Origin of the sequence: Pseudomonas californiensis, from assembly GCF_021147775.1 — a bacterium.
GTDB lineage: Bacteria > Pseudomonadota > Gammaproteobacteria > Pseudomonadales > Pseudomonadaceae > Aquipseudomonas > Aquipseudomonas californiensis.
In genome coordinates this window covers 100,452-124,844 of the sequence record NZ_JAGTPK010000009.1, presented here as the reverse complement: position 1 = coordinate 124,844, position 24,393 = coordinate 100,452, and the positions used below count along the sequence as shown (strand labels likewise).

Annotated in this window: 25 protein-coding genes; all 25 read left to right on the top strand. The window is 57.0% G+C overall.

What is annotated here, in order from left to right; all coding sequences use genetic code 11:
* Window positions 1-2: 2 nt before the first annotated feature.
* The 25 genes from KDX37_RS11120 (at window position 3) to KDX37_RS11000 (ending at window position 23,640) form a co-directional block, all read left to right on the top strand.
* Window positions 3-2,096 carry a portal protein gene (locus KDX37_RS11120; RefSeq protein WP_231652751.1) on the top strand — a complete coding sequence of 698 codons (2,094 nt, stop codon included), beginning with the start codon at window positions 3-5 and terminating at the stop codon, window positions 2,094-2,096.
* Entirely contained in the window at window positions 2,093-2,260 is a 168-nt protein-coding gene (locus KDX37_RS11115; RefSeq protein WP_231652750.1) for a hypothetical protein, read from the top strand. Before KDX37_RS11120 ends, KDX37_RS11115 begins: the two co-directional genes overlap by 4 nt.
* Window positions 2,261-2,283: 23 nt before the next feature.
* Window positions 2,284-3,213, top strand: coding sequence for a hypothetical protein (locus KDX37_RS11110; RefSeq protein WP_231652749.1), 930 nt, complete (start codon window positions 2,284-2,286; stop codon window positions 3,211-3,213).
* Window positions 3,214-3,456: 243 nt separating this feature from the next.
* Window positions 3,457-4,578, top strand: a complete 1,122-nt coding sequence (locus tag KDX37_RS11105; RefSeq protein ID WP_231652748.1) for a phage capsid family protein — start codon at window positions 3,457-3,459, stop codon at window positions 4,576-4,578.
* A 10-nt stretch (window positions 4,579-4,588) separates the two neighbouring features.
* On the top strand, window positions 4,589-4,984 hold the full coding sequence (locus KDX37_RS11100) for a hypothetical protein (protein ID WP_231652747.1): 396 nt from the start codon (window positions 4,589-4,591) through the stop codon (window positions 4,982-4,984).
* Between the two features lie 55 nt (window positions 4,985-5,039).
* Window positions 5,040-5,426: a hypothetical protein gene (locus KDX37_RS11095; protein WP_231652746.1), complete on the top strand. Its 387-nt coding sequence runs from the start codon at window positions 5,040-5,042 to the stop codon at window positions 5,424-5,426.
* Window positions 5,427-5,429: 3 nt separating this feature from the next.
* Complete coding sequence (locus KDX37_RS11090) at window positions 5,430-6,092, top strand: hypothetical protein (protein ID WP_231652745.1); 663 nt, start codon at window positions 5,430-5,432, stop codon at window positions 6,090-6,092.
* Complete coding sequence (locus KDX37_RS11085) at window positions 6,092-7,303, top strand: hypothetical protein (protein WP_231652744.1); 1,212 nt, start codon at window positions 6,092-6,094, stop codon at window positions 7,301-7,303. The genes KDX37_RS11090 and KDX37_RS11085 overlap by 1 nt, the downstream gene beginning before the upstream one ends.
* On the top strand, window positions 7,300-7,821 hold the full coding sequence (locus KDX37_RS11080; RefSeq protein ID WP_231652743.1) for a hypothetical protein: 522 nt from the start codon (window positions 7,300-7,302) through the stop codon (window positions 7,819-7,821). Before KDX37_RS11085 ends, KDX37_RS11080 begins: the two co-directional genes overlap by 4 nt.
* 10 nt (window positions 7,822-7,831) lie before the next feature.
* Window positions 7,832-8,227, top strand: coding sequence for a phage tail fiber protein (locus KDX37_RS11075; RefSeq protein WP_231652742.1), 396 nt, complete (start codon window positions 7,832-7,834; stop codon window positions 8,225-8,227).
* Window positions 8,228-8,256: 29 nt separating this feature from the next.
* Window positions 8,257-8,664, top strand: coding sequence for a hypothetical protein (locus KDX37_RS11070; RefSeq protein WP_231652741.1), 408 nt, complete (start codon window positions 8,257-8,259; stop codon window positions 8,662-8,664).
* A gap of 8 nt (window positions 8,665-8,672) precedes the next feature.
* Complete coding sequence (locus KDX37_RS11065) at window positions 8,673-10,508, top strand: hypothetical protein (protein ID WP_231652740.1); 1,836 nt, start codon at window positions 8,673-8,675, stop codon at window positions 10,506-10,508.
* 75 nt (window positions 10,509-10,583) lie between these two features.
* Entirely contained in the window at window positions 10,584-11,627 is a 1,044-nt protein-coding gene (locus KDX37_RS11060; protein WP_231652739.1) for a hypothetical protein, read from the top strand.
* A complete protein-coding gene (locus KDX37_RS11055) occupies window positions 11,627-13,645 on the top strand; it encodes a hypothetical protein (protein ID WP_231652738.1) in 2,019 nt (672 codons plus the stop codon). The genes KDX37_RS11060 and KDX37_RS11055 overlap by 1 nt, the downstream gene beginning before the upstream one ends.
* A complete protein-coding gene (locus KDX37_RS11050; protein ID WP_231652737.1) occupies window positions 13,642-14,580 on the top strand; it encodes a hypothetical protein in 939 nt (312 codons plus the stop codon). Before KDX37_RS11055 ends, KDX37_RS11050 begins: the two co-directional genes overlap by 4 nt.
* A 64-nt stretch (window positions 14,581-14,644) precedes the next feature.
* Complete coding sequence (locus KDX37_RS11045) at window positions 14,645-16,342, top strand: hypothetical protein (protein WP_231652736.1); 1,698 nt, start codon at window positions 14,645-14,647, stop codon at window positions 16,340-16,342.
* Between the two features lie 398 nt (window positions 16,343-16,740).
* Window positions 16,741-18,741, top strand: coding sequence for a hypothetical protein (locus tag KDX37_RS11040; RefSeq protein ID WP_231652735.1), 2,001 nt, complete (start codon window positions 16,741-16,743; stop codon window positions 18,739-18,741).
* Between the two features lie 259 nt (window positions 18,742-19,000).
* Window positions 19,001-19,423 (top strand): hypothetical protein, encoded by a 423-nt coding sequence (locus tag KDX37_RS11035; RefSeq protein WP_231652734.1) that lies wholly within the window; start codon window positions 19,001-19,003, stop codon window positions 19,421-19,423.
* Window positions 19,424-19,491: 68 nt separating this feature from the next.
* Window positions 19,492-20,103 carry a hypothetical protein gene (locus tag KDX37_RS11030; protein ID WP_231652733.1) on the top strand — a complete coding sequence of 204 codons (612 nt, stop codon included), beginning with the start codon at window positions 19,492-19,494 and terminating at the stop codon, window positions 20,101-20,103.
* 71 nt (window positions 20,104-20,174) lie between these two features.
* On the top strand, window positions 20,175-20,570 hold the full coding sequence (locus KDX37_RS11025; RefSeq protein WP_231652732.1) for a hypothetical protein: 396 nt from the start codon (window positions 20,175-20,177) through the stop codon (window positions 20,568-20,570).
* Between the two features lie 9 nt (window positions 20,571-20,579).
* Entirely contained in the window at window positions 20,580-21,095 is a 516-nt protein-coding gene (locus KDX37_RS11020; protein ID WP_231652731.1) for a hypothetical protein, read from the top strand.
* Window positions 21,095-21,742: a hypothetical protein gene (locus KDX37_RS11015; RefSeq protein ID WP_231652730.1), complete on the top strand. Its 648-nt coding sequence runs from the start codon at window positions 21,095-21,097 to the stop codon at window positions 21,740-21,742. The genes KDX37_RS11020 and KDX37_RS11015 overlap by 1 nt, the downstream gene beginning before the upstream one ends.
* A gap of 10 nt (window positions 21,743-21,752) precedes the next feature.
* Window positions 21,753-22,475 (top strand): head decoration protein, encoded by a 723-nt coding sequence (locus tag KDX37_RS11010; protein WP_231652729.1) that lies wholly within the window; start codon window positions 21,753-21,755, stop codon window positions 22,473-22,475.
* On the top strand, window positions 22,475-22,930 hold the full coding sequence (locus KDX37_RS11005) for a hypothetical protein (protein WP_231652728.1): 456 nt from the start codon (window positions 22,475-22,477) through the stop codon (window positions 22,928-22,930). The genes KDX37_RS11010 and KDX37_RS11005 overlap by 1 nt, the downstream gene beginning before the upstream one ends.
* Window positions 22,930-23,640 (top strand): hypothetical protein, encoded by a 711-nt coding sequence (locus KDX37_RS11000; protein ID WP_231652727.1) that lies wholly within the window; start codon window positions 22,930-22,932, stop codon window positions 23,638-23,640. Before KDX37_RS11005 ends, KDX37_RS11000 begins: the two co-directional genes overlap by 1 nt.
* Window positions 23,641-24,393 lie beyond the last annotated feature (753 nt).

Here is a 24,393-nt window from a genome sequence, read left to right as displayed (position 1 = left end):
CCATGGCTGATAGCCCCGAAGACAAGCAGAAAGCCGCCGACAACTGGGCGCGCTACGTATACGGCTGCAACCGTGGACACTCGGACTACATTGACCAGGCTCGCTTGTGCGAAGACTTCTACATGGGCGGCGGCCGCCAGTGGAGCACTGCTGACCGGCAGACGCTGGCTCAGGCAGGTAGGCCATGCCTTGAGTTCAACCAGATCAAGAACAAGATCAACGCCGCTGTTGGCTACCAGATCGGCAACCGCATGGATATCGGCTTTCGCCCGCGCGCCGGTGCTGCTGACGCAGAAACCGCAAGCACGCTCTCCAAACTGGCCATGCAGATCGCTGACAACAACCAGTTCCACGCCAAAGAAACACAGGTATTCGCCGACGGACTCATCCAGCAGCGCGGGTACTTCGACATCCGCATGAGTTACGAGGACACCATTCTGGGCGAGGTGCGAATCGACATCCTCGACCCGTTGGACGTGATCCCGGATCCCGATGCAAACAGCTATGATCCTGATGAGTGGGCAGACGTCACCGTCTCTCGGTTCATGACTCAGATTGAAATCGAAGCGCTCTATGGCACAGATGCCAAGAAGTCTATCGAGGACGAAGAGGGCGCGGTTCCCATGATGGGCCTGGACGGCACTGATCATGAGCGCAATGGGTTCGGCGACGACGATGGGCTCTTCGACGAGTTCCAGGGTGAGGACAAAGACAAATCCGGCAAACGCCACCGCGTCATCGACCGCCAGTTCTGGCAGATGGACAGGGCGGAAGTGATCATTACCCCGACTGGCGATATCCGTCTGGTCGAGGACATCAAGCCAGAAGTTGTCGACGAAATGGTTGCTGCCGGAGCCATCCGCGCCAAGCGCCGTATCAAGCGTGTTCGCTGGCTGGTGAGCACTCGTGAAACCGTGCTGCATGACGACTGGTCGCCGTTCAACCACTTCACTGTGGTGCCGTTCTTCCCAACTTTTCGCCGTGGACGCACTCGAGGCCTCGTAGATGACGCGATAGGGCCTCAACAGCTTCTCAACAAGTCGATGAGCCAATACCTGCACATCCTCAACACGACAGCCAACAGCGGCTGGGTGACGGTAGCGGGCACTCTGGCGAACATGCGCGATGAAGAGCTGGCGGATCGAGGTTCTGAAACTGGTCTGCACCTTGTCATCAAGAAAGACACGGCGATCGAGAACAGGCCTCAGAAGATCCAGCCCAACCAGGTGCCAACGGGCATTGACCGAATGATCGACCGTGCTGGCGCTCTTCTGGAGCAGTCCACCGGCATCAACGAAGCAATGTCAGGCAATCAGGGCAACGAGGTGTCGGGCATCGCGATTCAGACCCGCCAGTTTGCCGCCCAGCAGCAGTTGGCCGTCCCGCTCGACAACCTGGCCCGCACCCGCCAGATGCTTGCGTCTCGCATGCTGGAAATGATCCAGGTCTTTTACGACCAGCCGCGAATCATCCGGGTAACCGAAACGGATCCGCGCGGCAAAGAGACTGCCTCCGAGATCCCGCTGAACTGGCCTCAACCTGATGCCAGGATTCTCAACGACCTGACCATCGGCGAGTACGACGTCATCGTCACCGAGGCGCCTGCCCAAATCACGTTTGAGAACAGCCAGTTTCTACAGGCTATCGAGCTGAACGAGAAGGGCGCGAACATCCCGTGGCCGTTCATCATCGGCTATTCGAATCTTGCCAATAAGCAGGAAATCATCGATTCGATGGAGCAGCAGCCCGCCCCACCGGTCGATCCGACCCTGCAGGCAAAGGCAGAACAGCTCAATGCTCAGACGACCAAGATTCAGGCAGAGGCCGTCGCCAAGTCTGTCGAGGCCCAATATTCGGCTATTCAGACTGCGGCCACCATCGCCAGCACGCCAGCAACCTCAAGCCTCGCCGACGCACTGCTGCTTTCTGCTGGCTACGTCGACAGGGATGCCGCCCCTATCGTGCCCGAGTACGACAGCACGGTCCTGGCGGTGCCGAACCTACCCACAAATACCAATCCACTCACGCCAGCCAAACCGGGCGTCGGCCTGAACGCAGGCATCGAAACCCCTCGCATTGAAGGAGCACCAGCATGAAGCCATCACCAATGAGCGAAGACGACAAAAAATGGGAAGTGGAGCGCGACCTTCGCTCTCTCGCCGAGGCGGCCGAAATCAACAAGGACCCGAAGCGACTGGCCGCCGCACGCGCACTCGCCAAGGAAAAAATGGCTGATCTCCAGAAGATCGCCGACAAATAATCACCGAGCACCAGGGGCAGAACATGAGCACAGTAGCAGCCGCAGCAGAGCAAGAAACACAAGAGCAGATCGAAGAGCGTTTGAGGCAGGAGGCTATCGCCGCAGGTGATGTCTTCGATCCAGCGGACGGTATAGACGTCGACAGCGGCGCCAAGCCACCTGCGGCAAGGGTGGAAGCTGAGTCTGATATTGATCCGGAAACGCTGGCAGCCATTGCTGGCGACGATAAGCCACGCATGATTCCTCATTCCCGCTTCAACGAAGTGAATGAAGAGTCGAAGCTTCATCGCGCCCGTGTGCTGGAGCTGGAAGAAGAGCTTGCCCGTGTCAAAGGCTCAGGCTCCGCCGCCCAAAAACCAGCCACGGAAGAAAAGCCGCCCGCTGAGTTCGATTTTGATGCAGCCGAGGAAAGCTATTCCACTGCGATCCTGGACGGCGATCAGACGAAGGCGAAGAACATCCGCGCCGAGATTCGCAAACAGGAACAGCAAGCCGCCGATGCGCGCGCCGAGGCTGCTGCAGATCGCCGCTACGCTGCTAACCGCCAGAAGGACGATCAAGAGCGAGCAGGCCTTGAATTCAAGCTGGAGCTGGCCAAGGCCTACGCCGTGCATCCGTTCCTTGACGCAGACAGTGCAGACAAGAATCAGGATGCCATCGAAGAGACGCTCGTATGGGTCCAGCATTTCACTGGTAAAGGCGAGAGTCCTGCAAAAGCCCTGGCGTCTGCGGTGCAAAAGGTTGCGCCACGCTACGCCAAGGTCGAGCCAGTTCAGGATGCTACGCCGAAACCTGACCTTGCCCAGGGTCTGGCCCGCTCTCAAAAGATCCCGGCCAAGCCTGCAGGTGTTGGCGAGCGCGCTGCTTCAATTGACGTGAGCAAAATGTCGACCAAGGACATCAAGAACCTGTCTCCAGAGGACGAAGCCCGCTTGGCAGGCAATTTCGTCTGAGTTGACACCAGTATCCAGTCACATAATTTACGAATTGCGTTGCCATTGAAGACATGGATGTCGCCCCCTCCAAGGGGCGCAGATCTACACGGCAACGCTCGCTCGCCGAGTCACGGTGTCATTCGCCAGCAGGGCGTAAAGCTGACCTGTTTCAAGCGCATCAGGAGCGCCCAAACCTGTCCTCGCAAGGGTGGCGACATACCCAGAACCACAAGCCATCCAATCATTTGAGGAACCGCCAACATGGCAGTTACCAACTTCGCGGCCCTGCAGCCGCAGAGCAAGACGTACTGGTCCAAAAAAGTCTGGACCGAAGCGCGCGACGAAATGTTCGTCAACAAATTCCTGGGCGATGGCACCTCTGCCGTAATCCAGCACGTCACCGAACTCACCACCACTGAGAAAGGCACCCAGGCGCTGATGGCCATGGTCGCCGACCTCGTGGGTGACGGTGTGACCGGTGACAACTGGCGCGAAGGCAACGAAGAAGAAATGACTTCGTCCTGGCAAGAAATCAACATCGACTTGATTTCGAACCAGGTGCGCGACAAGGGCAAGCTGTCAAATCAGCAGTCCGTAATCGACTTCCGGAAAATGGCCAAAGACCGCCTTGCGTTCTGGCTGGCCAACCGTGTCGACGAGCTCGCCATCCTCACCCTGTCGGGCATTTCCTACAGCTTCAACACTGACGGCAGTGCCCGTGTCGGTTCCGCCTTCCCAGGTCTGTCTTTTGCCAAGGACGTGAGTGCCCCCTCGCCGAAACGGTATTTGACCTGGGACGGCTCTAATCTGATTCCTGGCGACAACGCCTCGATCACCAGCGCTGGCGTGCCGAAGTACAAGATGATCGTGGACCTGATCGCTTATGCGAAGTCCCACTACATCCGTCCGGTCACTGCCAACGGCAAGAAGTACTACGTGCTTCTGGTACAGCCCGGCACCCTGGCTGCGCTGAAAATGGATCCGCTGTGGCAGAACGGCCTGACGAATGCGGGCGTTCGCGGCGACCAAAACCCATGGTTCACCGGCGCCACCGTCACCGTCGACGGCGCGATCATCCATGAATCCAATATGGTGTACAGCACTACTGGCGCACCTGCTGGCTCGAAGTGGGGCGCGGGCGGCAACGTAAACGGTACTCGTACTCTGCTGCTGGGCGCGCAGGCTCTCGGCTTCGCTGATATCGAGCAGCCAGAGCGCACCGCATGGGTGGAAAAACTCTTCGACTACGACAGCAAGATGGGTATTTCCGTCGACCGCTTCGTGGGCTTCGTCAAACCCAAGTTCTACAGCACGCACGACAAGTCTGTTGAAGACTTCGGCGTTGTTGCCGTGGACCACTACCTGCCGAACAGCGGCCAGTAAGGAGTAGGGCATGAATTACTTCGTTTATGAGCGTCAGTGGCCTCTGGTCGGCTATCAGGACCTGGTCCCTACTGACTTCGCTACAGCGGCAGCGGTTGACTTCGCTGGACTGCCAGAAGGCGCCACCATCACTCATGCCTGGATTGACGTGAAGGTTGCATTCAACTCCGCCACCACCGCCACCCTGAGCATCGGCGACAAGGCGCTGGCCACCCGTTACGGCTCGGCTATCGATCTGAAAACCACGGGCCGCAAGCCTCTGGCCAACGCCGCTGGCTTCACAACTGCCGAGGCTGGTCAGTTGGTTGCCACATTCGCCCAGACCGGCACTGCTGCAACGGCAGGCTCTGCCCGCGTGTACTTCCAGTACGTGGCAGAGCGCAAGTCGGACGAAATCCAGGACTGATCCTGACCAATCTGCCCCGGTTCGCCGGGGCAATCACAGATAGAGGGGCAAAACGATGTCTGATGAAATCCGCTTCAACCCGCCTTCGGGCCTGAATTCCCTGTCGATTGCGCTGCTGTCAGGCCACAGCCTGTGCGTGCACCGAGTACACCCTGCAGACGGCAAAGCCGGTACCGCTGTGCCGGTCAAGTTCCGCAAGGAAGCGCTGAGCCTTGGCTGCGCGCCTGTTGGCGTCGACGTTGACGAAGATGAAGACGAAGGCGACACCAAGTCGGTGCTTATCCTCAAGGCTCTGGAAGCAGTGATTGAGCGCAACGAGCCAGACGAAATCGAGCCTACTGGCCGGCCAAAGCTTGCCGCCGTGAAAAAGCAGGCCGGCTTCGGGGTGACCAAGTCGGAGCTGGACACCGCGTTCGATGCGTTCGAAAAGTCCCTGGCTTAAACCATGGCCTACGAAACCGTCGGTGCGCTGATCAAGGCCTTTCGTGAAGACGAAAAGGACGCGATCGAGCCTTACTTCTGGTCCGACAGCCAGCTGGTTCGCTGGACCAATGAAGCGCTGACGGAATTCGCCGAACAATCGCAAAGCATTCGGGATGAGGACAGCGATGTAACGCTTATTCCGTATCGCGCCGGTGAAGACAGGTTCGAGCTTGACCCTTGCATCATTGATGTAGTCGCGGCCTGGGTAGACGGTCAGCCGCATTGCCGCCTATCTCGCGCCTGCTCGCCGATTGGCAATGGTTTTCGCGGCGGTTACTGGCTGGCGTACAACGGTTGCTCGTCGCATTTTCATTTCAACCCTGTCGGCATTCTGAAGCTTCATCCGAAGCCTTCCGAGGCCGGCGCCGTTCGCCTGCAAGTTATCCGCAGGCCGGTCGCCGAGCTGACAAAGTGCGACAGGATCCCGGACATGCTTGCGTCGGACCGTCGACATCTGCTTGCCTACGTCTCGTACAAGGCTTACAGGGTCAATGAGGGCGAGACGTACAGTATCGAGAGCTCCGACAAGCACCTGGCTCGATTTGAGCAGGCGTGCCAGGACGCGCGAGAGAAGGATATTTTGCGCCGTGGTTACTGTTCTCGGCCGATCCGGAGCGCCTGGTAATGGCCGAGAGCACTCCTGTTCTGCGCGGCCCCTGGCCGCTGGGCATCAACAACAAATCCAATGAGAAAGCTGTGCCGAAAGGCGCTCTTCGTGATTCGGTGAATTACGACCCAGCGGCTGATGGTGTTCTTCGTATGCGTACCGGCTACAGCAAGGCGCTTGCTGGAAGCGCAATTCGAGGTTGCCTGAGTGTTGGTGCGCATATTCTGGTTGCCGACGGCACGCAACTCATCGACTTCAACACTGAAACCAACACGTCGACTGTGCTCAAGCAGATCGCGGGTTCTGGGCGCTTTGCTGGCGCCGTGCTGAACGACGAGCTTTTCTTCTGCACAGAGAACGAGTGCTTGCGATACCGGGCGGGGACGCTTCGCACCTGGGGCGTGCCGACCGTGACAAATCAGCCTGTCCCGAGCGTGGGGCAGGGTGCGCTTCTCGCTGGCACCTACCAGTGCGCGGCAACGTTTGTGGATGCGGCAGGCGACGAGGGCGGCACCACCGAGGCGTTGACAATTACCGTTTCGGAAAGCTCGGCACTGATCTTTCAGGGATTGATTCCGCCCGCCGGTGGTCGTGTTCGGGTCTATGTAAGCGCCGTCAACGGGTCAACCCTCTATCTGCAGTATGACGGCTCCGGGCAATACGTGTGCTCGAGCGTAAACGACGCAGCGGCCCGCCTGGAAACGCAGTTCCTGCGCTCGCCCGCGCAAGGGCAACTCATTGCTGCACACAACGGCGTACTGCTGACCGCCGACGGATCAATGCTGCATATGACACTGCCGCTGCGCCCGCATTTGTGTAGCGCTATCAAAGGATGGTTTCAGTTCCCTGCGCCGGTCGACATGGTCGTGTCCGGTGATGGCGGCCTGTTTGTATCGGCTGACAAAACCTATTTTCTGACCGAGATCGAGTCGCAAACCCCAGGCAGCCGCAAAGTTTTCGACTTCGGCGCGGTCCGTGGCAGCGATACGAAAGGCCTGCGCAACGACGTGATGTGGATGACGCGCTACGGCATTGCCAAGAGCGACGGGACAGGTAATGCCGCGCTGATCAGTGAGGCGAACTTTGTACCCGAGCTGGCAGGGTCGGCCGCTTCATCGCTCATTGAGTCGAACGGTACCCAAATGGTCGTAACCACCCAAAAAGCCGTCAAAGGCGCAAACCCGCTCGCTGCGAGCGACACCTACGACATGGAGATTATCTACCCATGAGCAACGTTGAAGTGAACGAACAGGCGTTGCCTTTGGGCTTTGTCTACACCCTGGAGATCGTCGACCAGGACGGCCGAGTTCTTGATAGTCGAACCTGCAAAAACATCATCCCGCAGGTGGGCATCAATCACGTGGTCGGCCTGATACGCGGCTCTGCCACGCCAATCTCGAATTGGTACATGGGTATATACGAAGGCAACTTCGTACCGACCTCCGGCACCACGGCCGCCAATCTTCAGACCGATGCGCAGGAATGCGTAGCTTACAACGAGCTGACCCGGCCTGAATGGCAGGATGCCTATGACGGCACGCAGCTGATCAGCAACCTGGCCAGCCGCGCAGAATTCACGATGAGCGCGACCAAGCGGATTTACGGCGGGTTCATTTGTGCAAACAGCGCAAAGGGCTCCAACACCGGAGTACTACTGTCGATCGCGCGTTTCTCGTCGCCACTGGAAATGCCTGTCGGCACGATTGGCCGTCTGGCCACTTCGATCACCATCATTCCTGCGTCCTGAGGGCCTGGCCATGTCTATGTCGCATGCAGCTCTCCTGGATTCACTGAGTTACTACTTCACTTCGTCCACGGTAGGTTCAAGGCCTGTCGCGTGGGTCGTAAGCCTTCACACCGCAGCCCCCGGCGATTCAGGTACCGCCAGTGAAGTTGCCGATGCAAATTACGCCCGGCAACCGTCAACCTTTGCGCTGAACACCTCGGATGCATCTGCGGCTCTGGTTTTCAACACCGCCAACATCGCGTTTGCAGCAGCTGCAACCGGATACACCGCCGCCTATGCGGTCGTGTGGGACACAACAAACAACAGGCCGCTGGTTATTCAGCGATTGATTACTGACAAGGTCATTGCCGCAGGTGAACAGGCTCAATTCTCACCAGGTGAACTTAAAATTGGGGGTCGCAGCTGATGAAGAGAAGTACCGGTTTCAGAAATGCAATGCTTTCCACGGGCGCAATCCCTGCGCTCAACGGCAAAGTGATCAAGATTTTCAGCGGGCCGACCACGCCGGCATCAGCCGATGACGCTCTTGCCGTGGGCACGACGCTGCTGTGCACGATCAGCGCAAGCGACTCGGGTACGGGCTTGACGTTCTCGCAGCCATCCGCGGGACAGGTCACGAAATCCACGTCCGAAATATGGTCGGGCACCGTGCTTGCGAGCGGCACTGCAAACTTCTTTCGGATGGAAGATTCATCCGATGCGGGCGCTGCTTCGGCCAGCGCCGTAAGGATCCAGGGCACGATTGGCCTCGATGGTGCTGACATGAACTTTGGCAACACGGCACTGGTGGCGGGAAATATCCGACAGATCAACCTGTTCGTCATTTCCGTTAGCGCCGGCTGAGGTATCACATGGCACATCGTCTGGCGAAACAGGCTGTTGAGATATATGTGCCAGCCGTTCAGGAGGTGCTTGGATCGCCTGCGCGAACCGAAGTCACCTACAGTCGTGAGCAGGTCTTGAAATGGACAGGGCAGTACACGACTGTTAACTACACCTACAGCACGACCAAAGGGAGTATCACGATCCCAACGAAGGTCTTTTCCGGGAAGCCCTACTACGTCGAAGAGACGGTTCCGGTCTACAGCTACTTCCCTGCGGTTGCACCTGTAGCAGGTCGTGACGCCCAAACGATCACAGACAGCCAGGTGGGATGGAACGCAGGCGCTCAAAGCCTGGTAGTGATTGACGGTGATTTCATTGCGCTTGCCACGATCAACTCTAGCGCTATCGGCGTGCTTGTCGGAATCCAACCAGCCGGTTCTCCATCTGGCGATCTGAACACTCCTACGCATGCCGTTCGTATCTCCAATCGTCGGCCCTCTGTGGTGGAAAGAGGGCTTTCAAAGGTCTCCGGCAATGAGTTCTCAGGCGATCTTCAAGTTCAGATCCAGCGAGTAGGCCGAACGATTACCTACCGGGTTGGATCGATCGCTTACACCAGCGATGTCGATTCCACTGGGCCTGTATCAATGGCTTCCGTGTTGTACGCAGGCGGTGATTACGTTGAGGATCCGTTGATCGGTAATCTGATTCAACTGTCCTCAACCGGCCCTTGGGGGTGGGCTGACGGGTCTGGCCTATTGGCGCTTAAAATCGCCTCATCGTGGCGATGGGTTGGTTATGCGTCTGTGAACGAAGGTCACGCCCGCATGCAGATAGATATGAGCATGAAGGCCTCAGAAGAAGACCTTTCCAGCGCAATAATGGTGATGAACGAGCCTTCCTTGACCCAGGCCGGCGGGTTTGCAGAAGCAGACCTTGCTATCGGTACCATGGTCATTCCGATGGTTGTGCAAGCGATCGGCCTCAGCATTGAGGTAGGTCGCTCTTCCACTTCCATAGATTTGACCATGCGTTCCGGCGATTACGATTACGGCGAGTCGAGCCTGCTCATTGACGAGATCGAACTGTTTTCGCTTTCGGATGAATTGCCACAGGGGTACGGAGGGGCGGACGAAGTAGCATTTCTCGGAGACTTCTACATCGTCGACCCCGTGGCGTATGCGTCACTGGTTGAAAGCATTTCGCTCAGGTCGAGCGTTGATGCGCTGCTGGCTCTCGATGCCGATTTGGCCGACCACCTCATGCTGATGGAAGAAACATCCATTGGGCTGGTCATCACGGCTCTGCTTGAGAATCGAATCGGTATTGCTGACGCCTCCGTCAGAAGCTCGCGAGATGTGTTCGAGTACGTGAACAGCATTACCGGACTATCAGGCCTCTACGATTTCAGCGGAAACACCTACTCCACGAACATTGCCACGGGCGCGGTGAGCAAATACGCGAACTTTGACTTCGACAGTTTCTGCCGGGTTGGCATGAAGACCTACGGCCAGAGGGCCGATGGTTTGTATCTGATTGGCGGGGAAACAGACGGCGGCAATTTCATCGGTACACGGGCGGATTTTGGCGCCGAGGACTTTGGCACAGCCCAAGGCAAGCGGGTCGGAAACATCTTCATGGGTCTGGCTGCAGACGGACAGGTTTACGTCAGGACGACAGAGGACGGCAATCAGGACATGACCTACCGAGCCTATCAGCGCAGGGGAGAGTTCCGTGCTGACATGCAGCGTGGCAGATCATCGCGCCTCTGGAGGCTTCGACTTGAGGTGGTAGAGAGCAATTTTGCAGAGCTGGACAACATCGAATGGGTCCTCACACAGACCGGTCGCAGATCGAATTAAGGAGGCCAGGTCATGGCATCAGATTACGGCAGCACAACCAGCCAGCTCTTCGCCCAGGGCGCACGCGCGATATCTTTGGCCAGCGGCAGTGCGGGACGTATCACTGCGTCCAGCAAACCGAATATCTCGAACGTCGAGCTGGCGTATACCTCGAACGTCCAGAATTTCAGCTACACCGGCAATACTCCTTCGCTCAACTATTCGCCCGGATCGCTTTCGGCGGGCGAGGCGCCAAAGTTCTCAGACCTTTTTGAAGGTGCGGACAACTCCAATGCTCTGATCGCAGAGCTGAACACCACAGTCGACAGTTGGCTTGCGAAGTATTTCCCGTCGATCAATGGTTCTTTCAAGAATTTGAGCGAGGACTGGTGCGCATCAGTCATCAGCGGAGCCAAGCCATTTGGTACCGACTCGACCGTTTTTGAGCTAGTTTGGCAGAAATCGCGTGATCGGGCCTATCGGACTGCGACCAGTGAGCAGCGGCAGCTCGAAGCATCGCTCTCTTCCAGGGGTTTCAGTATGCCTGCGGGCTGCCTGCCCGACCTCATTACCCAGTCCGAACAGAATGCAACCAACGCCATCCTTGACGTCAGCAGAGATCAGGCGATCAAAGATGCAGACATCAAGGTCGACTTGTTGAAGCAGGCCACGAACATCGCCGCGCAGCTCAAGCTCGGAATCCTGACAGAAAGCGCGAATTACTTCCGTGCGATCTACTCAGTGCATGGCACAGCCATTGAGAAGGCGCGAATTCAGGCCCAACTCTACAACGCGTATTACGGAGCGCTGTCGAGCTATGCCAATGTCGAGGTATCTATCGAAGAGCTTCGACTCAGGGCGGCCAGGGAGCAGGCTGACGTCGCACTGTCTGGAGAGGATTTGAAGCTGCGGGCCGCTCAGGCAGGTGCAGGTGTAAATGTCAGCTCCGAACAACTGCGCTTGCAAGCAGCAGAAGCGAAGGCGAACGTCACGATCTCAAGCGACAGAAACAAGGTCGGTCTTTACGGAAGCGATGGTCAGCCGGCAGCTCACGCGCAAGCAGCGCGCGCATTTGCGGATGCAGCAGGGTCTGCCTACACCGCAGCGGGCACCCTAAGCGCACAAGTCGAGTCATTCTAATGGCGTTGCTTATATCCAGCAGACTAATGACTCGGGTAGGAGCGATATTCATAAGGAATGCTAGAACACTTGCCAACAACGCTTACCGGTCCAAAGCATCGAGTAAGCACCAGATCATTAACGGGTTTCTCCTGCGCGCGATCGGCAAATGGTCCGAGTCAGAAGGAGCCTCGCCATTTCTTGAGCGAGGCTCCTATATCGCCAGCGTCATGGACACGCCGGGCTATATTTTGTTGGCGGGGCCCGTCAGGATCGTTCAAAACGGGGTCAGCCTGCTTGCATTGGCAACATCCGTAGGCATTCGAGACGACTTTGAATCTCCGGGTTCATCCAGTCAGTTCACTTTCCATGACAAGCAAAGCTTTTACGTTTTGAGCGCTCCCACTTTGATCAGAAACACGGGTTACCCATTCGCGATCGACTGGTTTCCAAGAATCCAGCAGCGGGACTGGTTTCTCGGATACTCAAGAATGGACATCCCCCTTAAAAACACTGAATCGAGCACAAACTATTACTCCCTGGACGACGAGAATTATTTCGATTTCTCGTGCCGCGTGGCGCTGGCCGGTTCAATTACGTCGTTTCCTACCGGATCAAGAACCGCCGTATTGAACGGGGATGCCGTCGAGTTTGGCCCGCTAAAGCTGAATTACTTTCTGAGAAATCAGTATTCAATCGATGAAGATGATTTGCCTGATCGGTGGAAGCTCTTGGTTCGCAGGCTGGTACCTCTGGAGCTGAGCGCGCCCTACGGTGACTTTCGACGGCCAATAAAGGACGTGCTATTGAACGGCTTCGCATTCATACCGGCGTCCACTTCCAGCGTTTTGGAGGGCAAAGACATCTACTGCCACGCAGCCAGGACCTATCGGCAATATCAAACGCCATGGGGGATCACCGGCCCGGAAGATTTCGACAGAAACGGAGAGCAGGGGTTGCTCGTGGCAATCGGCGAGCAGGATAGATCTGATTACGATCCTGAGGTGGGCACAAACCTTTTCGCCAGTACAACAAGCTTGAGGGTGTTCAGGCCGCAAGACATTCAGCAATCCTATCTTCATCCTTCGCCGGAAATGGTGCCCGCAGATCCGTTCCTGAACAAACCCTCGTTTCCCAACTTCGGTAGCTTCCTGACGCCGAACCCGGTCGCGCTGGCTGATGGCTTTGTCGTCTTCAGCGTCTACACCACCTACCTGGACAGGGGCGATGCCGATCATCGCGGTGACGCATGGTCGCTGATCACAACGCTACCGGACGGCAGGAACTTATCGCTCAGGGCCGACTGGGACGTTGAGTCAGAGACGATCCCGACCGGAGTGGACGGGGAGTTCATGTATCCGTGGATAGTTGGATCTGCATCGATACCGGACGAAAACGCTGTTACAGCATGCTGCCTTGTTTGGGAGCAGACATATCAACGGGGCGCGATCGGAATTCCTATCAAGGGAGAGTGGGCGCTCTATACGACCACTGGCGGAAATCCGCAGAGAAAAACCATACCCGGTTACGCGCCGCCATTTGCGGTTTTGCAGCACGCAGGGTCTACATCAATCAACAGGTTTGATAGCCCTACTTACGACCTTACTCAGCCGATAGCCTCTGCCTACCATGCGGGCGAACAAAAAATGGTGACTGCCTGCATTGATTACCCGCCTTCTGCATCCGAGCGAACCATTCGATGCGCCGTGTTCGACGTGCCCACCGGGACAATGAGCGTTGGCGGAGTTATAGCGACCTCAACAGACAGTCTCGACAAATGCTTTATTACTGTCGTTCAGCCATTCCAGGCGCCACGAGAGGGCAAGGAGGCTGTGCCGGCTGTTTTGTTGGCGAGCATAACCCGCCACGCTGCTGGGAATAACGGAGGCAATGGAAAGGTGTTTCTGTCGGTTGATGGAGGCGGGGAGTGGCGAGAGTATCTGACCGACGCCGGCGCTCAAGGCGGCGCATTTTACGTTGGCAATAAATTATGGAAGTTCGACCTGAGTGCAGGTCTTGACGGAAGGATTAGACGATGAAAGTAACCTTTGCCGTCGGCTTCAAATCCAGTGGCTCAGTGCTTGAGCTGGACACTGAGACGAATCAGAGCAGAAAGCTATTTTGGTCTGCCCCTATAGGGTCGGACGTGGTGATAAGCCTGTTCTTGAAGGGGCCCAAAGTCTGCGGAGCCTTGGCCCGCTCTGGCCCAACAATTTACAAGGCCTTCGTAGGTGAGGCGCTTCCCGATCCTGCTGCTGTGACGGTGACGGCTATCGGGCCCGCCCTTACAGCCAGTCGAGAAATGCAGGTGTCGCCTGATGGATTATTTTCGGTCGGTGTGCCTGGTTCCGGGTTCGACTGGGCTGTTATCAACTTCAGCGGCGGAACTCCCACTCTGACGAGTCACGCTGCAGGCTCGTTCCCTACAAACGTTGAAATGGGGATGATGTCATTTGACGACGGTTCGTCTCGGCTGGTGTACATCAACGGCGATCAGCAGGCAATGTATCTGTCTACAGAGCTTGGGCGTCCCGGCTCGATCGACATAGCGCTAACGCTGCCTATACCTGAAGTCGTGCCGTTTGGTCAGGATTACAACGTATTTGCTGCGAACGGGGCGGTTTCTCTTGGAAGGCTGGGGGCTGCAGCTAAATCGGCAGGCCTCGGAAGCCCTACCGTTTACGATCAATGGATTATCGCCAGTCTTGGCCCAAACGGCATTTATCCAGGGCGCGTATCTGGCGCATGCACGCACCCCGATGATTCTGGGGCGCAGGTAGTTGGCTATATTGACGGCTTTACCCTGAAAGAGCTGGTGGTTCAAAGTAACTTCAACTTTACCGTCTTGTACTCCCAGGCTCTGCCGGATGATCTGATCTCGGGTCAAGGTATATCCGGGGTCTTTTTCGATGTGGTTCCGGCCCAGAAAAAACTGTTCTGGACAAAGTTTGTGAGGTCATTCGAAGACGCTTAAGCCTCTTGAATCCCTGATGCAGTCACATAGCCTTCGGCTTATGAACTATTCAGGAGTGAGAGAAATGGCAGCTGGCGATCTTAATGGCGATTTGAGAGATGCATATCTGACGCCGGAGCAGCGTGCGGCAAAGGTTGCTGGTCAGCGAGCAGCGGGGCCTGTAGGCAGAGCCACTCAACAGCTTGCCAATCAGCCAATCGCACCGCCACCAACACCTGCGCCGGCAAGCCTTGCAGACGCAGCGCCAAAGCAAACATCGTTTGATATAACAAATACGCCTGTTAAAAGCGGCGAAAAATCATCCCTTGCGTCGTTTGGCGCGCCGCCTGCTATTGCAGCCCAGCAAGTGCAAGCTCCATTAACACTTGCCGCAGCGGCACCGCCCTCTCAGTCAAATACTCAGAACATTTCGGCCGATCAATACCGAACGCTCAGCTCCGGCGCAGGGTCTCCGACCGCGCCGATCGCGGCACGGATAGGTGCAAACGGGGTTCCTGAATTTTCCAATCAGCCGGCCGACCTGCGATCTGCGCTCAACGCCGCGCCCATCGCTAACCCAGCGGTGCGCGCCACACCATCATCCCTGTCGGATATAAACCCTTCAGCTATCTCAGGCTTAGGCCCCGGCCCAAGCAGCTACGCGACGGGATCACTCGCGAACTTGGGTGATGGAATTGGAGTATTCAGCCAAGCAAACGCCGGTGATGGTCGGCTTGCAATGGATCGTTTTGCGCGCGCGGCCAATATCCGTGACGCAGGCCGCGACAAAGACAGGTTGGACCTGGCGAGCGCTAAGCTGGTTAGGGACCAGAACTTCAATGTGGTCAGCGACAGCAGTCGGCGCCCGACCCTTGCTGATATGCGTTTTGATGAGCAGCGCCAAGCTGTCACTCAAGGCCTTAAAGATGCCGTGAAGGGAGGCCAGTTCCAAATAGATGATCGGCGACAGGGTCAGGCCGAAGATCAGCAACTGCGACAAGCATCCCGACTGGATGATCTTCTGCAGGCCGCTACCGATCCCAATGCAACGCCAGCGGCGCGCGCTGCCTACACTGCGGCAACCGATCCAACTGGTGAAAAAGCGCTGGGTAGGCAGCTGACACAAGCCAACATCGAAAAGCTCGGGGCCGAAGGTCGAGCTGCAGATGCCAAGGCAAGAAACTCAAGTACTGGCCTGGATGCCCAGCTCAAGCAGCTTGAGATAGACAAGCGTCAAACCGATGCTTCAACGAACGCCCAAGCTCTTGCATCCCAAAAGGTTGGCGCTCTGGATGTGGCGAAAGACGCTCAAAAGCTGGTTTCTGAAATCAATGGTTCGGGTCAGTTGGCCGATATCACCGGAACTCTCGACTCGAAGTTTCCAACATTCAGTAATGATTCTCAGGACCTCATCAACAAAGCAAATCGGCTTCAAACGCTACTGACTGCGGACAACCTCAAGCTGATGACCGGCGTCCTGACTGACCGGGACATCACGTTTCTCTCGCAGATCGGTGCCGGGCTTGGAATCGGTGAAAAGGGTATCAACGGATCAATCGAAGGTACGAAGCAGCGGCTCGGGGAGATCAGCACAAGGCTGGGCGAGAAGATCTCGACCTATGAGAAAAACCTTCCTGCCGGACAGCAACAAACTGCAGCGCCTGCACCTGCAAGTACCCCTGCCGCAGCGCCGGTCAGAGTGACCAGTCCTGCCGACGTGGCTAAATTGCCGTCTGGCACGGTGTTTGTTGCGCCTGATGGGTCTACCCGGAGGAAGCCGTAATGGCAGACGCAGCCAATTGGTGGGAGCAATACCCGGACGCAGGCCAGGCAGAGCCCAAGCCTGTCGCGGCTGGAGATTCAGGGGGCGCTACCCAGGTTGACGCTCAGCCCGCCGCCGTAGCGGCCCCAGCCCCTGCGCCAGATGCGGCAAAGGACTGGTGGAGCGCTTTCCCTACAATCGATCAACCAGCTGAAAATCCAGTCGAACCAGCGGCGACGGCGAAGCCTGGGCCGAAGATTGGCGCAGGCGAGGCATTCGCGCGCGGCGCAGCGGACGGCGCATCGTTTGGGTTTCAGGATGAGATCCTTGCTGGCCTTGATGCTGCAATTCGGCCGCTGATACCCATTCCTGAGAACGGCTCATCGGCCGAAACGTGGCAGCAGCGGTACGATGAAAACGTGGCCAGCCAGCGCGAGCTTCTGAAAGCCGGATCTGATCAACAACCAGTTGCCGCAATAGCGGGCGGCCTGGTGGGCGGCATTGGTCCGGCATTGGTAACCGGTGGCATCACAGCGGCGCCCACCCTTGCGGCAAATATTGGCAGAGGTGCTGTGGCCGGCGCGGCATATGGCGGACTTTATGGGGCAGGCTCTGCTGAAGGTGACCTCGTTGAACGGTTGCCTGAAACTGCAACCGGTGCGGCTCTCGGCGCCGTAGTCGGCGGAGCGCTCCCAGCAGTGATCGGTGGGGCCGGAAAGATCGTGCGAGGTTCTGCGGATGAAACGCAGGCACGACTGATTGCGCAGCAGGCTGAAACGCAAGCTGCACGCGATGCTCAAGCCGCCGCCAATGCAACTGGTCGAACGGCAGACGTTGTCTCAGATCGAGCGGCGGCAGTTCAATCTGTTGCCGACGCCGCACTCGCCCCGCGCAGCGCCCAGGCAGCCACGGTAAGCGATCTTGCTCAGGAGGTTGCGCCCAATCAGCAGATTCTGGATGCGGCGGGGCGCCTCGGGGTAAAAGACCAGCTTATCCCGTCTCAGTATTCCCGCAGCCAGGCTTATCGAGAGATCGAGCAGGCCCTTGCGTCGATACCTGGCAGCTCCCTCAACGTCCAGCAAAAAGAAGCGTCGAAGGCGCTCGCTCAGAAGGCCGACGACCTTATCACTCAGTACGGCGGGTCCATTGACAAAGCCAGTCTGTCCGACAAGTTCCGCAAGGACAGTCTCAGCGCTATAGACCAGGTAGAGAAGCGCTCAGATGAACTCTACGACAAGGTAAGCGCCGCTATACCTCCTACCACGCCCACCAAGCCTGATACAACGATTGGTTACCTGAATCAGCGCCTTGCTGAGCTCGGGGATCCGAATCTGCTCAGCTCGGTTGAACGCAGGACACTGAAGAGCATCACGCGCCTTGATGACAACGGCGACCCGCTCCCGACCACATATGCCGGGCTTGACCACATCCGCAAGCAAGTAGGCGAGGGGCTTCGAGGTCGAGGGCCGTTCAAGGACTCCGAGAGCGGTCTGCTCAAACGCCTGTACGGAACGCTGAGCGATGATCAAAGCCTGACTGCTGACGCCATGGGCGTTGGCTCGGAGTTCGCAACAGCGAAAGCGATGGTTGCGCAACGAAAGCAAATGGAAGAAAACCTTACGGATCTGATTGGGAAGGACTTTGCCGGAGCGGTGACGTCCACTATTGGCAGGGCGACCAGCCAGCTGGGCAAGGGTGATTTCAAGGCATTCGATCAAGCGTTCGCCAAAATCCCGCCGAGCGACCGCCAGCAATTCATGATCACCGCGCTGAACGATGTTTTCACGTCGGGAAGCCGTGCAGAGCAGCGATTGAGCGCGCCAGGATTTGTTGATTGGTACGACAGTCTGAGCCGGAACGCAGAAGCAAAGCGTCGACTGACCGAAAACCTACCCAAAGGAGCGGTCACGGCGCTGGACGATATCGCTACGGTTGCGAGGGGAATGCGAGAGGCCAGCAAAGAAAGGATCACCACCGGACGCCTGAACTCACTGAAGATACTGGAAGATTACGCGGACGAAGGCGGCCTGTTATCGAAAGTTTGGGATGTGAGCAAGAAGGTCGGAGCAGCGGAGGGCGTGACCAGTAGCCTGGGTCTTCCGGGTGTAGGGACTGCAGGCGTTATGGCCAAGATTCTGTCCAAGGAGAAAGAACCAATCAACCAGGCTGCCGAAAAGCTGATGGGCAGTCAGCGGTTCAAGGATGCGATCTACGCAGCGACAAACACTGATGGCGCCCAGATTGGACGAATGCAGGCCAAGGAGGCGCAGCTCATGAGGACCCTGGCGTATAAAAACTGGTACGCAGCGCTCGGAGAGAATGCCAAGGCCCAGATTGGCGCCGTCGGGCCTGCAACCTATCTGACCAGCAATGTCGCTTCATCGCCAGTTGAGCTGCCGCCTACCGTTGTCAATCCGTAGCCGCTATTATGACGCCTCTACCAGCAGGGAAGGCGTCATGAGGGATATTACCCACAAACGTTCGTACCAAATCGGCTTTCGCAGGCTGTGGCTTGTGGCATCCGTCGTTTGGCTGGTGGTCGTTGCTGGCGTCATCTATGACCGTTCTGATGTGGTAAAGATGATGTTCTTGGCAGGGCTGCTGCCGGTCGTAGGGCTATATGCGCTCGTAATGGGCATATCCTGGGTCGTTGATGGATTTCTGAGGCGCGGAAACTAGATGCTTTTACGCAGTTTAAAAGTACGGAAAGCGCGCAAAAGCCTTGAACAAGCCAATAAGAAGCTGTGCCTGTTCTCCAGTGAAACAAAGGAAAATAGGGAGCTGTGCCGTGAAGAAATATTTCTCGCAAAGGAGCGTTCAGGGAAGGCATGGATTGATTTTCTTAGCGAGAAGCCGCCTCACCCAGACGTCTACCGCCTCTACCTCCATACCCAGCATATTGCATACCTTCTGGAAGATGTTCGCCAAAAACAAGATGAGCTAGCCAGGCTCCAGGGTGGTTCGCCGCCAACGTCTTGGACGCGAGACGAAGAATTCTCATCGAGTTTGGTTTCGCAAAAAAGCGCTGAGATTTTCCAGCTTTTCATTCAAGAAAACATCGCCGCGTTCGCTGCGCTTGAAGAGTCAGTGAGCCCGCCCTAGCCGCGCACGTAGGCTATTGATCGCCGAATCCAGTCACATACGCTCGTTGGAAATCGCAGGAGATTTCCATGGGCGCCCCCGTCATCGACATCAACATCGTAAAGGGCAAGACATTCGAGTTCATGTATCGGTACGCCGATAAAGAGCTTGTCTATCTGCCCATCAGCGCGATGCCGAACACAGCGCCTGTGCGCCTTACCGTCCCAAATCACTCAATACCCGATGGTTGGCCGATTCGGATTGAAGGCGTTCGCCAGCCTATTGAGCTGAACAGTCTAGACGAGTCTTACTACATCGCCACCACCCTGGACGCCAACACAATCGAGCTCAACTCGGTTCGCGCAGATCAATGGCGCACGTTTGCGCCGAGCGGGATTGTGATCATCAACCGCCCGTTTGATCTGACAGCTTGCGGTGCGCGAATGCAGATCCGTGACCGTGTCGACGGGAAGGTACTGCTCAGGTTCAGCTCTGACGAAACTTTAATACCGGCCCCCGACGGCAGTATCACCGTCGACGTTGAGCTGGCCGCCCTCATTATCCGGCTCAGCGCAGCAAAGACCGCCGATATCGATTGGTCCCGCGCCGTGTATGACCTCGAGCTGACGACCCCAGACGGCGGGGTCTATCCCGTGACCGCCATCAGCAAGGTGACCGTTGGCGAAGAGGTTACGAAGTGAACTCTGCATTCGTTGTGCGTGGTGAGTCTTGCTGCCCAGCCCTACGGGGCGATGGCGGGTCGTTCACGATCATGGCTGGACAGCGCGGGGCGCAGGGTAGACCCGGTACCGATACTGGCGGAGGCATTCAGACAATCGTCCGGCCTGCTGGCCAAGTGGTAAGTGCGCTGCGAGTCCTTTACGAAAGCCAGGCGAAGGTATTCACCGTAAACCCGCTGACCGAGTCCGTTCAGCAGGTGATCGGCGTTTCCATTACTGGAGGCTCGCCCGATTCAGAAATCACCATTCAGACCATGGGGTTCATTGATGACCTTGCATGGTCGTGGACTGAAGGCCTCGTTTTCTGCGGGCCGGATGGTTCGCTAACCCAAATACCCCCGACTGCCGGATGGGAGCTTGTTGTTGGCTTTGCCTCAAGCGCAACCCGGTTGAATCTTGATTTTGATGAGCCAGTTTTGCTGGCGTAGGAGAGTGACGTGGTAGACAAGGTCCTTCGCCGTGTAAACGGTCAGACACAACAGTACACACCGGTGGTAGCTTCGGCAGGCGCCGCAGATGCAGGCAAGATCCCGGCGCTGGGCACTGATGGAAAGCTTGATCCATCCACCTATAACGCGGGCAGCGGTGTCAGCACCACGCCTTATCCGGCCACCGAGGCGATCGGCGCTGGCAAATTCGTGAACATCTATCCAAATGCCGGCGTGATCAGCATCCGCCTTGCTGACAACTCGAACAACCGCCCGGCGCACGGCTTTGTCATCGCGGCAGTGGCGAACGCGGCGCAAGGATCGGTATACGACCTTGATGCGACGAATACAGCTCTCAGCGGCCTGACAGTAGGGTCGAACTACTTTCTCGGCACTGCTGGCGGGGTAGTCACACCAGCCCTCGACGCAACAACCGCCACGAGCGGCGCTATCGATCAGAAGCTTGGTTTTGCAAAGTCTGCAACCGAGCTCAAAACCGATGACTTCGACTTCGTGGTGCTGTAATGGCTGATCGTCTCCTGCTGGTCCGCAAGGATGGCCAGTCCGTCCAGATCCCGGCCGGGGACGCTTTGCGGCTGCGCGGCGCACTTAATGAGGCTCCGATTGTTCGGCTCTACAGCATGAACCCTGTTGATCTGGGCGCAACGCTGTCTAATACAGTCAATTTCGTTTACTGGGATGCGACCGTTGCATCATTTGGCTCGGCCCCTATTGGGGTAAGCAGGGTTCTGATCCGAACAGGGTCAGCTCAAGACGACGGCGTCACAGGAGCTGGTGATAACGCTTCCATAACCCTAGTGCACAGCAGCAATCTCAGGCTGCCCGGCGCAGCTAACATCACAATGATCATCGGAGACAGCGCGAAATTCGTCAGCCTCGGCTCAGGCAGATGGTTTTGCGAGTGGTACACGCGCGCCGACGGAACGGCCTTGGTGTCATCAGGCGGAGGCTCTGGCGACAAGGCCTTCACCTACACCCAGTCCACCGCATCTGCCGGATGGACAGTACCCCACAACCTCGGGAAACGCCCCTCGGTCACCGTCGTCGGTACCGACGAGGCCGTTGTTCTCGCGGACGTCTCCTACACAGACGACAACATCGTTCAAATCACGTTCGGAGCCCCGTTTGCGGGCAAAGCGTACCTAAATTGAGGCTTGATAAATGAAATTAGTAGTCGCGCTTGACGCAAACGGCAACGTCGTCAACAACCTGCCTGACGCAATCCTGCCCCAGCAGCCGGTGACACTGGCCCAGCTCAACGCTGCGGTGGCCGGTTATTCGTGGAAATCGCCGGTCCGTGCCGCCACCACAGCCAACATCACACTGTCCGGCGCCCAAACGATCGACGGTGTAAGCATCGTCGCAGGCGACCGTGTTCTGGTGAAGAGCCAGACCGCAGGTTCCGGCAACGGTATCTATCTGGCGTCCGCAGGTGCCTGGACCCGGTCGACTGACTTCGACGCTGGGAATGAGGCGCTGGGCGCAGCGACATTCGTCAGTGAAGGCACCACGCTCGGCAATACCGTCTGGCTGCAGACTACCGACGCCCCGATCACCATTGGCACCACCGCACTGGTCTTTACCCAAATTGCCAGCGGCGCGACCTACACAGCGGGCAACGGCATCCTGATTGTCGGCGGCGCCATCACCGCCGATCCGGCTGTGGTCGCTCGCAAAGCCAGCGCCACAATCGGTGACGGATCAGCAACTACGATTGCAGTCACCCACAACCTGAACACTCAGGATGTGATTGTGAGCGTGCGCGAAGTATCCACGAATGCCGTCGTGCTGGCTGACGTGGTTCCCAACGGCGTCAACACTGTGCAGGTCACCTTCAGTACTGCGCCTACAACTGGCCAGTATCGCGTAACGGTCCTCGCGTAATGAAGCACGTCGGCCTCAGGTCCAATGCCAAGGACGTCGTGAGCCAGGAACAGCTGACGGCGCTCGGACAAGTGTTCCGCGTTGAATCCATTGCAGCGACAAGCGTTGGGCAGACGGCATTCACCGTGCCAAACGGTTATGTCCCCGGCGCAATCGTTGTTTTCCTAAACGGCGTTCTTCAGCAGGCGGCCGACTATACCGCCACTGCAAGCCCGACGATCACGCTGGCTGTAGGCGCAACTTCGACCCAAGACGTACTCCAGGTCGGGGTTCTCAGCGCTATTCGAGCGCAAGACGACGCGCTGCTTCAGAGCACAGTGGCCAACCTGCCGGCCGCGAACGCCAGCGCCGCGAAGATTCGGTACTGCACCAATATGTCAGGGCGGGCAGGGCCTGTTTATAGCGACGGTACCAACTGGCGCCGTTTCGTCGATGACTCAGTGGTGACCACCTAATGGCCTACAATCCAAACGATTCGCGCATAGTCGGCTTGCAGCTCAGTGTTGCGGCGGACCTGAAAACGGTGTCTGTCGGTACCGGTATGTGTTACGCGCCAAACACGGAGCGCATGCTTCTCGACAACCCTCTCAGCGTTACCGTATCCGCCAGCAGTTCGTGGCAGCATTTCTATCTCGGAAATGATTATGGCATTCTCAAGCTCGAGTATTCATCAGTAACTCCTGCTGCGCCGTATCAGGGTACCGCTCGATCCAAATCAAACGACCCAACCAGACGCTATCTGGGATCGCTGTACTTCGGATCGACTGGGACAACGATGCAGTTTGTTCATAGCCAGCCGGGCGACCGGGCCAATCGGATGGACTTTACGCCGCCGGGTGGCGCGGCTATTACTCAATCAACCCTACTCAATGCCGCGACAAGTACGAGCGCGGTCAACGTGAACGCCTCCAACATTGTTCCGGTTACATGCAGGATCATGTATGCGCTGATCGAGAACTCGTCGCCATCGGACGCTTACTTGAGCACGCCTGATTATGGTTCGGTATCAGCAACGAATTATCTTCTCTCAATAAAAGGCGGGCAGTCCGGGCAGTATGACGTTTTCCTAAACGGCAATCAGCAGCTTACGTATATGCTAAACAGCGTCCTAATCACTGTTGGCGGTTTGACTATTCGCGTTCGCGGCTACCTTTTTGACAGGTGATTTATGACACTCGCACGGGACCTTTCACGCGCCTTGAAGTTTATAGATAAGACGACGACCATTTCTGCAGCAACCGGCACTGTCGCCTTAGACGTATCCATAAGCAATATCTTCGACCTTACGCTTTCAGGAAATACGTCGATATCTTTTAATAGCGTTCCAGTACTTTCTGGTGAAACCTTTAGTATTCTTGTTAGAGTCAGGCAGGGCGCAACCGCTTATACGTTCACTCAACCATCAGGCGCTACTCCTATTACAGTAGGAGGCGTGGTTCCAGCTACTCCGGCCGCAAACAAAATTTCGGAGTTTATATACTCTACGGTCAATGGCTCGGCGTGGAATCTATATGCGGGGCCTGCAACATGAGGCTGGCTACGGCTTTACGAAGGATCTCGCCGGTATCGACGATATCCCCAATAATCGGAATCACGTTTATAGCGCCAGGTAGCGGCGGCGCAGGCGTCTGGCAAAGGGTGGATTTGTTCGGAAACGCCGTGTCTCCGAGCGCAAGTTATTTTAATGGCCACCCCATATATAGCGCGATTATTGGGGAGACTATAGACAGCCAGTCGATGATTAAAATCCCCGCATTTTTTGTCAAAGGAGACACTTTGTCATCAGGTCCATACGCAGGAAAGAGGGTGTGGTGGATATCAGACGCAGCAATTTCAGGCTTTGTTAGACATCCCGCCTTCTGGAGCGGAGGATCACCTATAGATCAGATATGGATTGGCAAATATCAAGCCGTAGCAG

Coding starts and splice junctions, on each gene's coding strand:
- KDX37_RS11100 (WP_231652747.1), top strand. CDS start 4,589: ATGAATTACTTCGTTTATGAGCGTCAGTGGCCTCTGGTCGGCTATCAG.
- KDX37_RS11095 (WP_231652746.1), top strand. CDS start 5,040: ATGTCTGATGAAATCCGCTTCAACCCGCCTTCGGGCCTGAATTCCCTG.
- KDX37_RS11090 (WP_231652745.1), top strand. CDS start 5,430: ATGGCCTACGAAACCGTCGGTGCGCTGATCAAGGCCTTTCGTGAAGAC.
- KDX37_RS11000 (WP_231652727.1), top strand. CDS start 22,930: ATGGCCTACAATCCAAACGATTCGCGCATAGTCGGCTTGCAGCTCAGT.
- KDX37_RS11115 (WP_231652750.1), top strand. CDS start 2,093: ATGAAGCCATCACCAATGAGCGAAGACGACAAAAAATGGGAAGTGGAG.
- KDX37_RS11035 (WP_231652734.1), top strand. CDS start 19,001: ATGCTTTTACGCAGTTTAAAAGTACGGAAAGCGCGCAAAAGCCTTGAA.
- KDX37_RS11105 (WP_231652748.1), top strand. CDS start 3,457: ATGGCAGTTACCAACTTCGCGGCCCTGCAGCCGCAGAGCAAGACGTAC.
- KDX37_RS11050 (WP_231652737.1), top strand. CDS start 13,642: ATGAAAGTAACCTTTGCCGTCGGCTTCAAATCCAGTGGCTCAGTGCTT.
- KDX37_RS11010 (WP_231652729.1), top strand. CDS start 21,753: ATGAAATTAGTAGTCGCGCTTGACGCAAACGGCAACGTCGTCAACAAC.
- KDX37_RS11075 (WP_231652742.1), top strand. CDS start 7,832: ATGTCTATGTCGCATGCAGCTCTCCTGGATTCACTGAGTTACTACTTC.
- KDX37_RS11005 (WP_231652728.1), top strand. CDS start 22,475: ATGAAGCACGTCGGCCTCAGGTCCAATGCCAAGGACGTCGTGAGCCAG.
- KDX37_RS11055 (WP_231652738.1), top strand. CDS start 11,627: ATGGCGTTGCTTATATCCAGCAGACTAATGACTCGGGTAGGAGCGATA.
- KDX37_RS11045 (WP_231652736.1), top strand. CDS start 14,645: ATGGCAGCTGGCGATCTTAATGGCGATTTGAGAGATGCATATCTGACG.
- KDX37_RS11085 (WP_231652744.1), top strand. CDS start 6,092: ATGGCCGAGAGCACTCCTGTTCTGCGCGGCCCCTGGCCGCTGGGCATC.
- KDX37_RS11025 (WP_231652732.1), top strand. CDS start 20,175: ATGGCTGGACAGCGCGGGGCGCAGGGTAGACCCGGTACCGATACTGGC.
- KDX37_RS11110 (WP_231652749.1), top strand. CDS start 2,284: ATGAGCACAGTAGCAGCCGCAGCAGAGCAAGAAACACAAGAGCAGATC.
- KDX37_RS11065 (WP_231652740.1), top strand. CDS start 8,673: ATGGCACATCGTCTGGCGAAACAGGCTGTTGAGATATATGTGCCAGCC.
- KDX37_RS11015 (WP_231652730.1), top strand. CDS start 21,095: ATGGCTGATCGTCTCCTGCTGGTCCGCAAGGATGGCCAGTCCGTCCAG.
- KDX37_RS11030 (WP_231652733.1), top strand. CDS start 19,492: ATGGGCGCCCCCGTCATCGACATCAACATCGTAAAGGGCAAGACATTC.
- KDX37_RS11070 (WP_231652741.1), top strand. CDS start 8,257: ATGCTTTCCACGGGCGCAATCCCTGCGCTCAACGGCAAAGTGATCAAG.
- KDX37_RS11120 (WP_231652751.1), top strand. CDS start 3: ATGGCTGATAGCCCCGAAGACAAGCAGAAAGCCGCCGACAACTGGGCG.
- KDX37_RS11080 (WP_231652743.1), top strand. CDS start 7,300: ATGAGCAACGTTGAAGTGAACGAACAGGCGTTGCCTTTGGGCTTTGTC.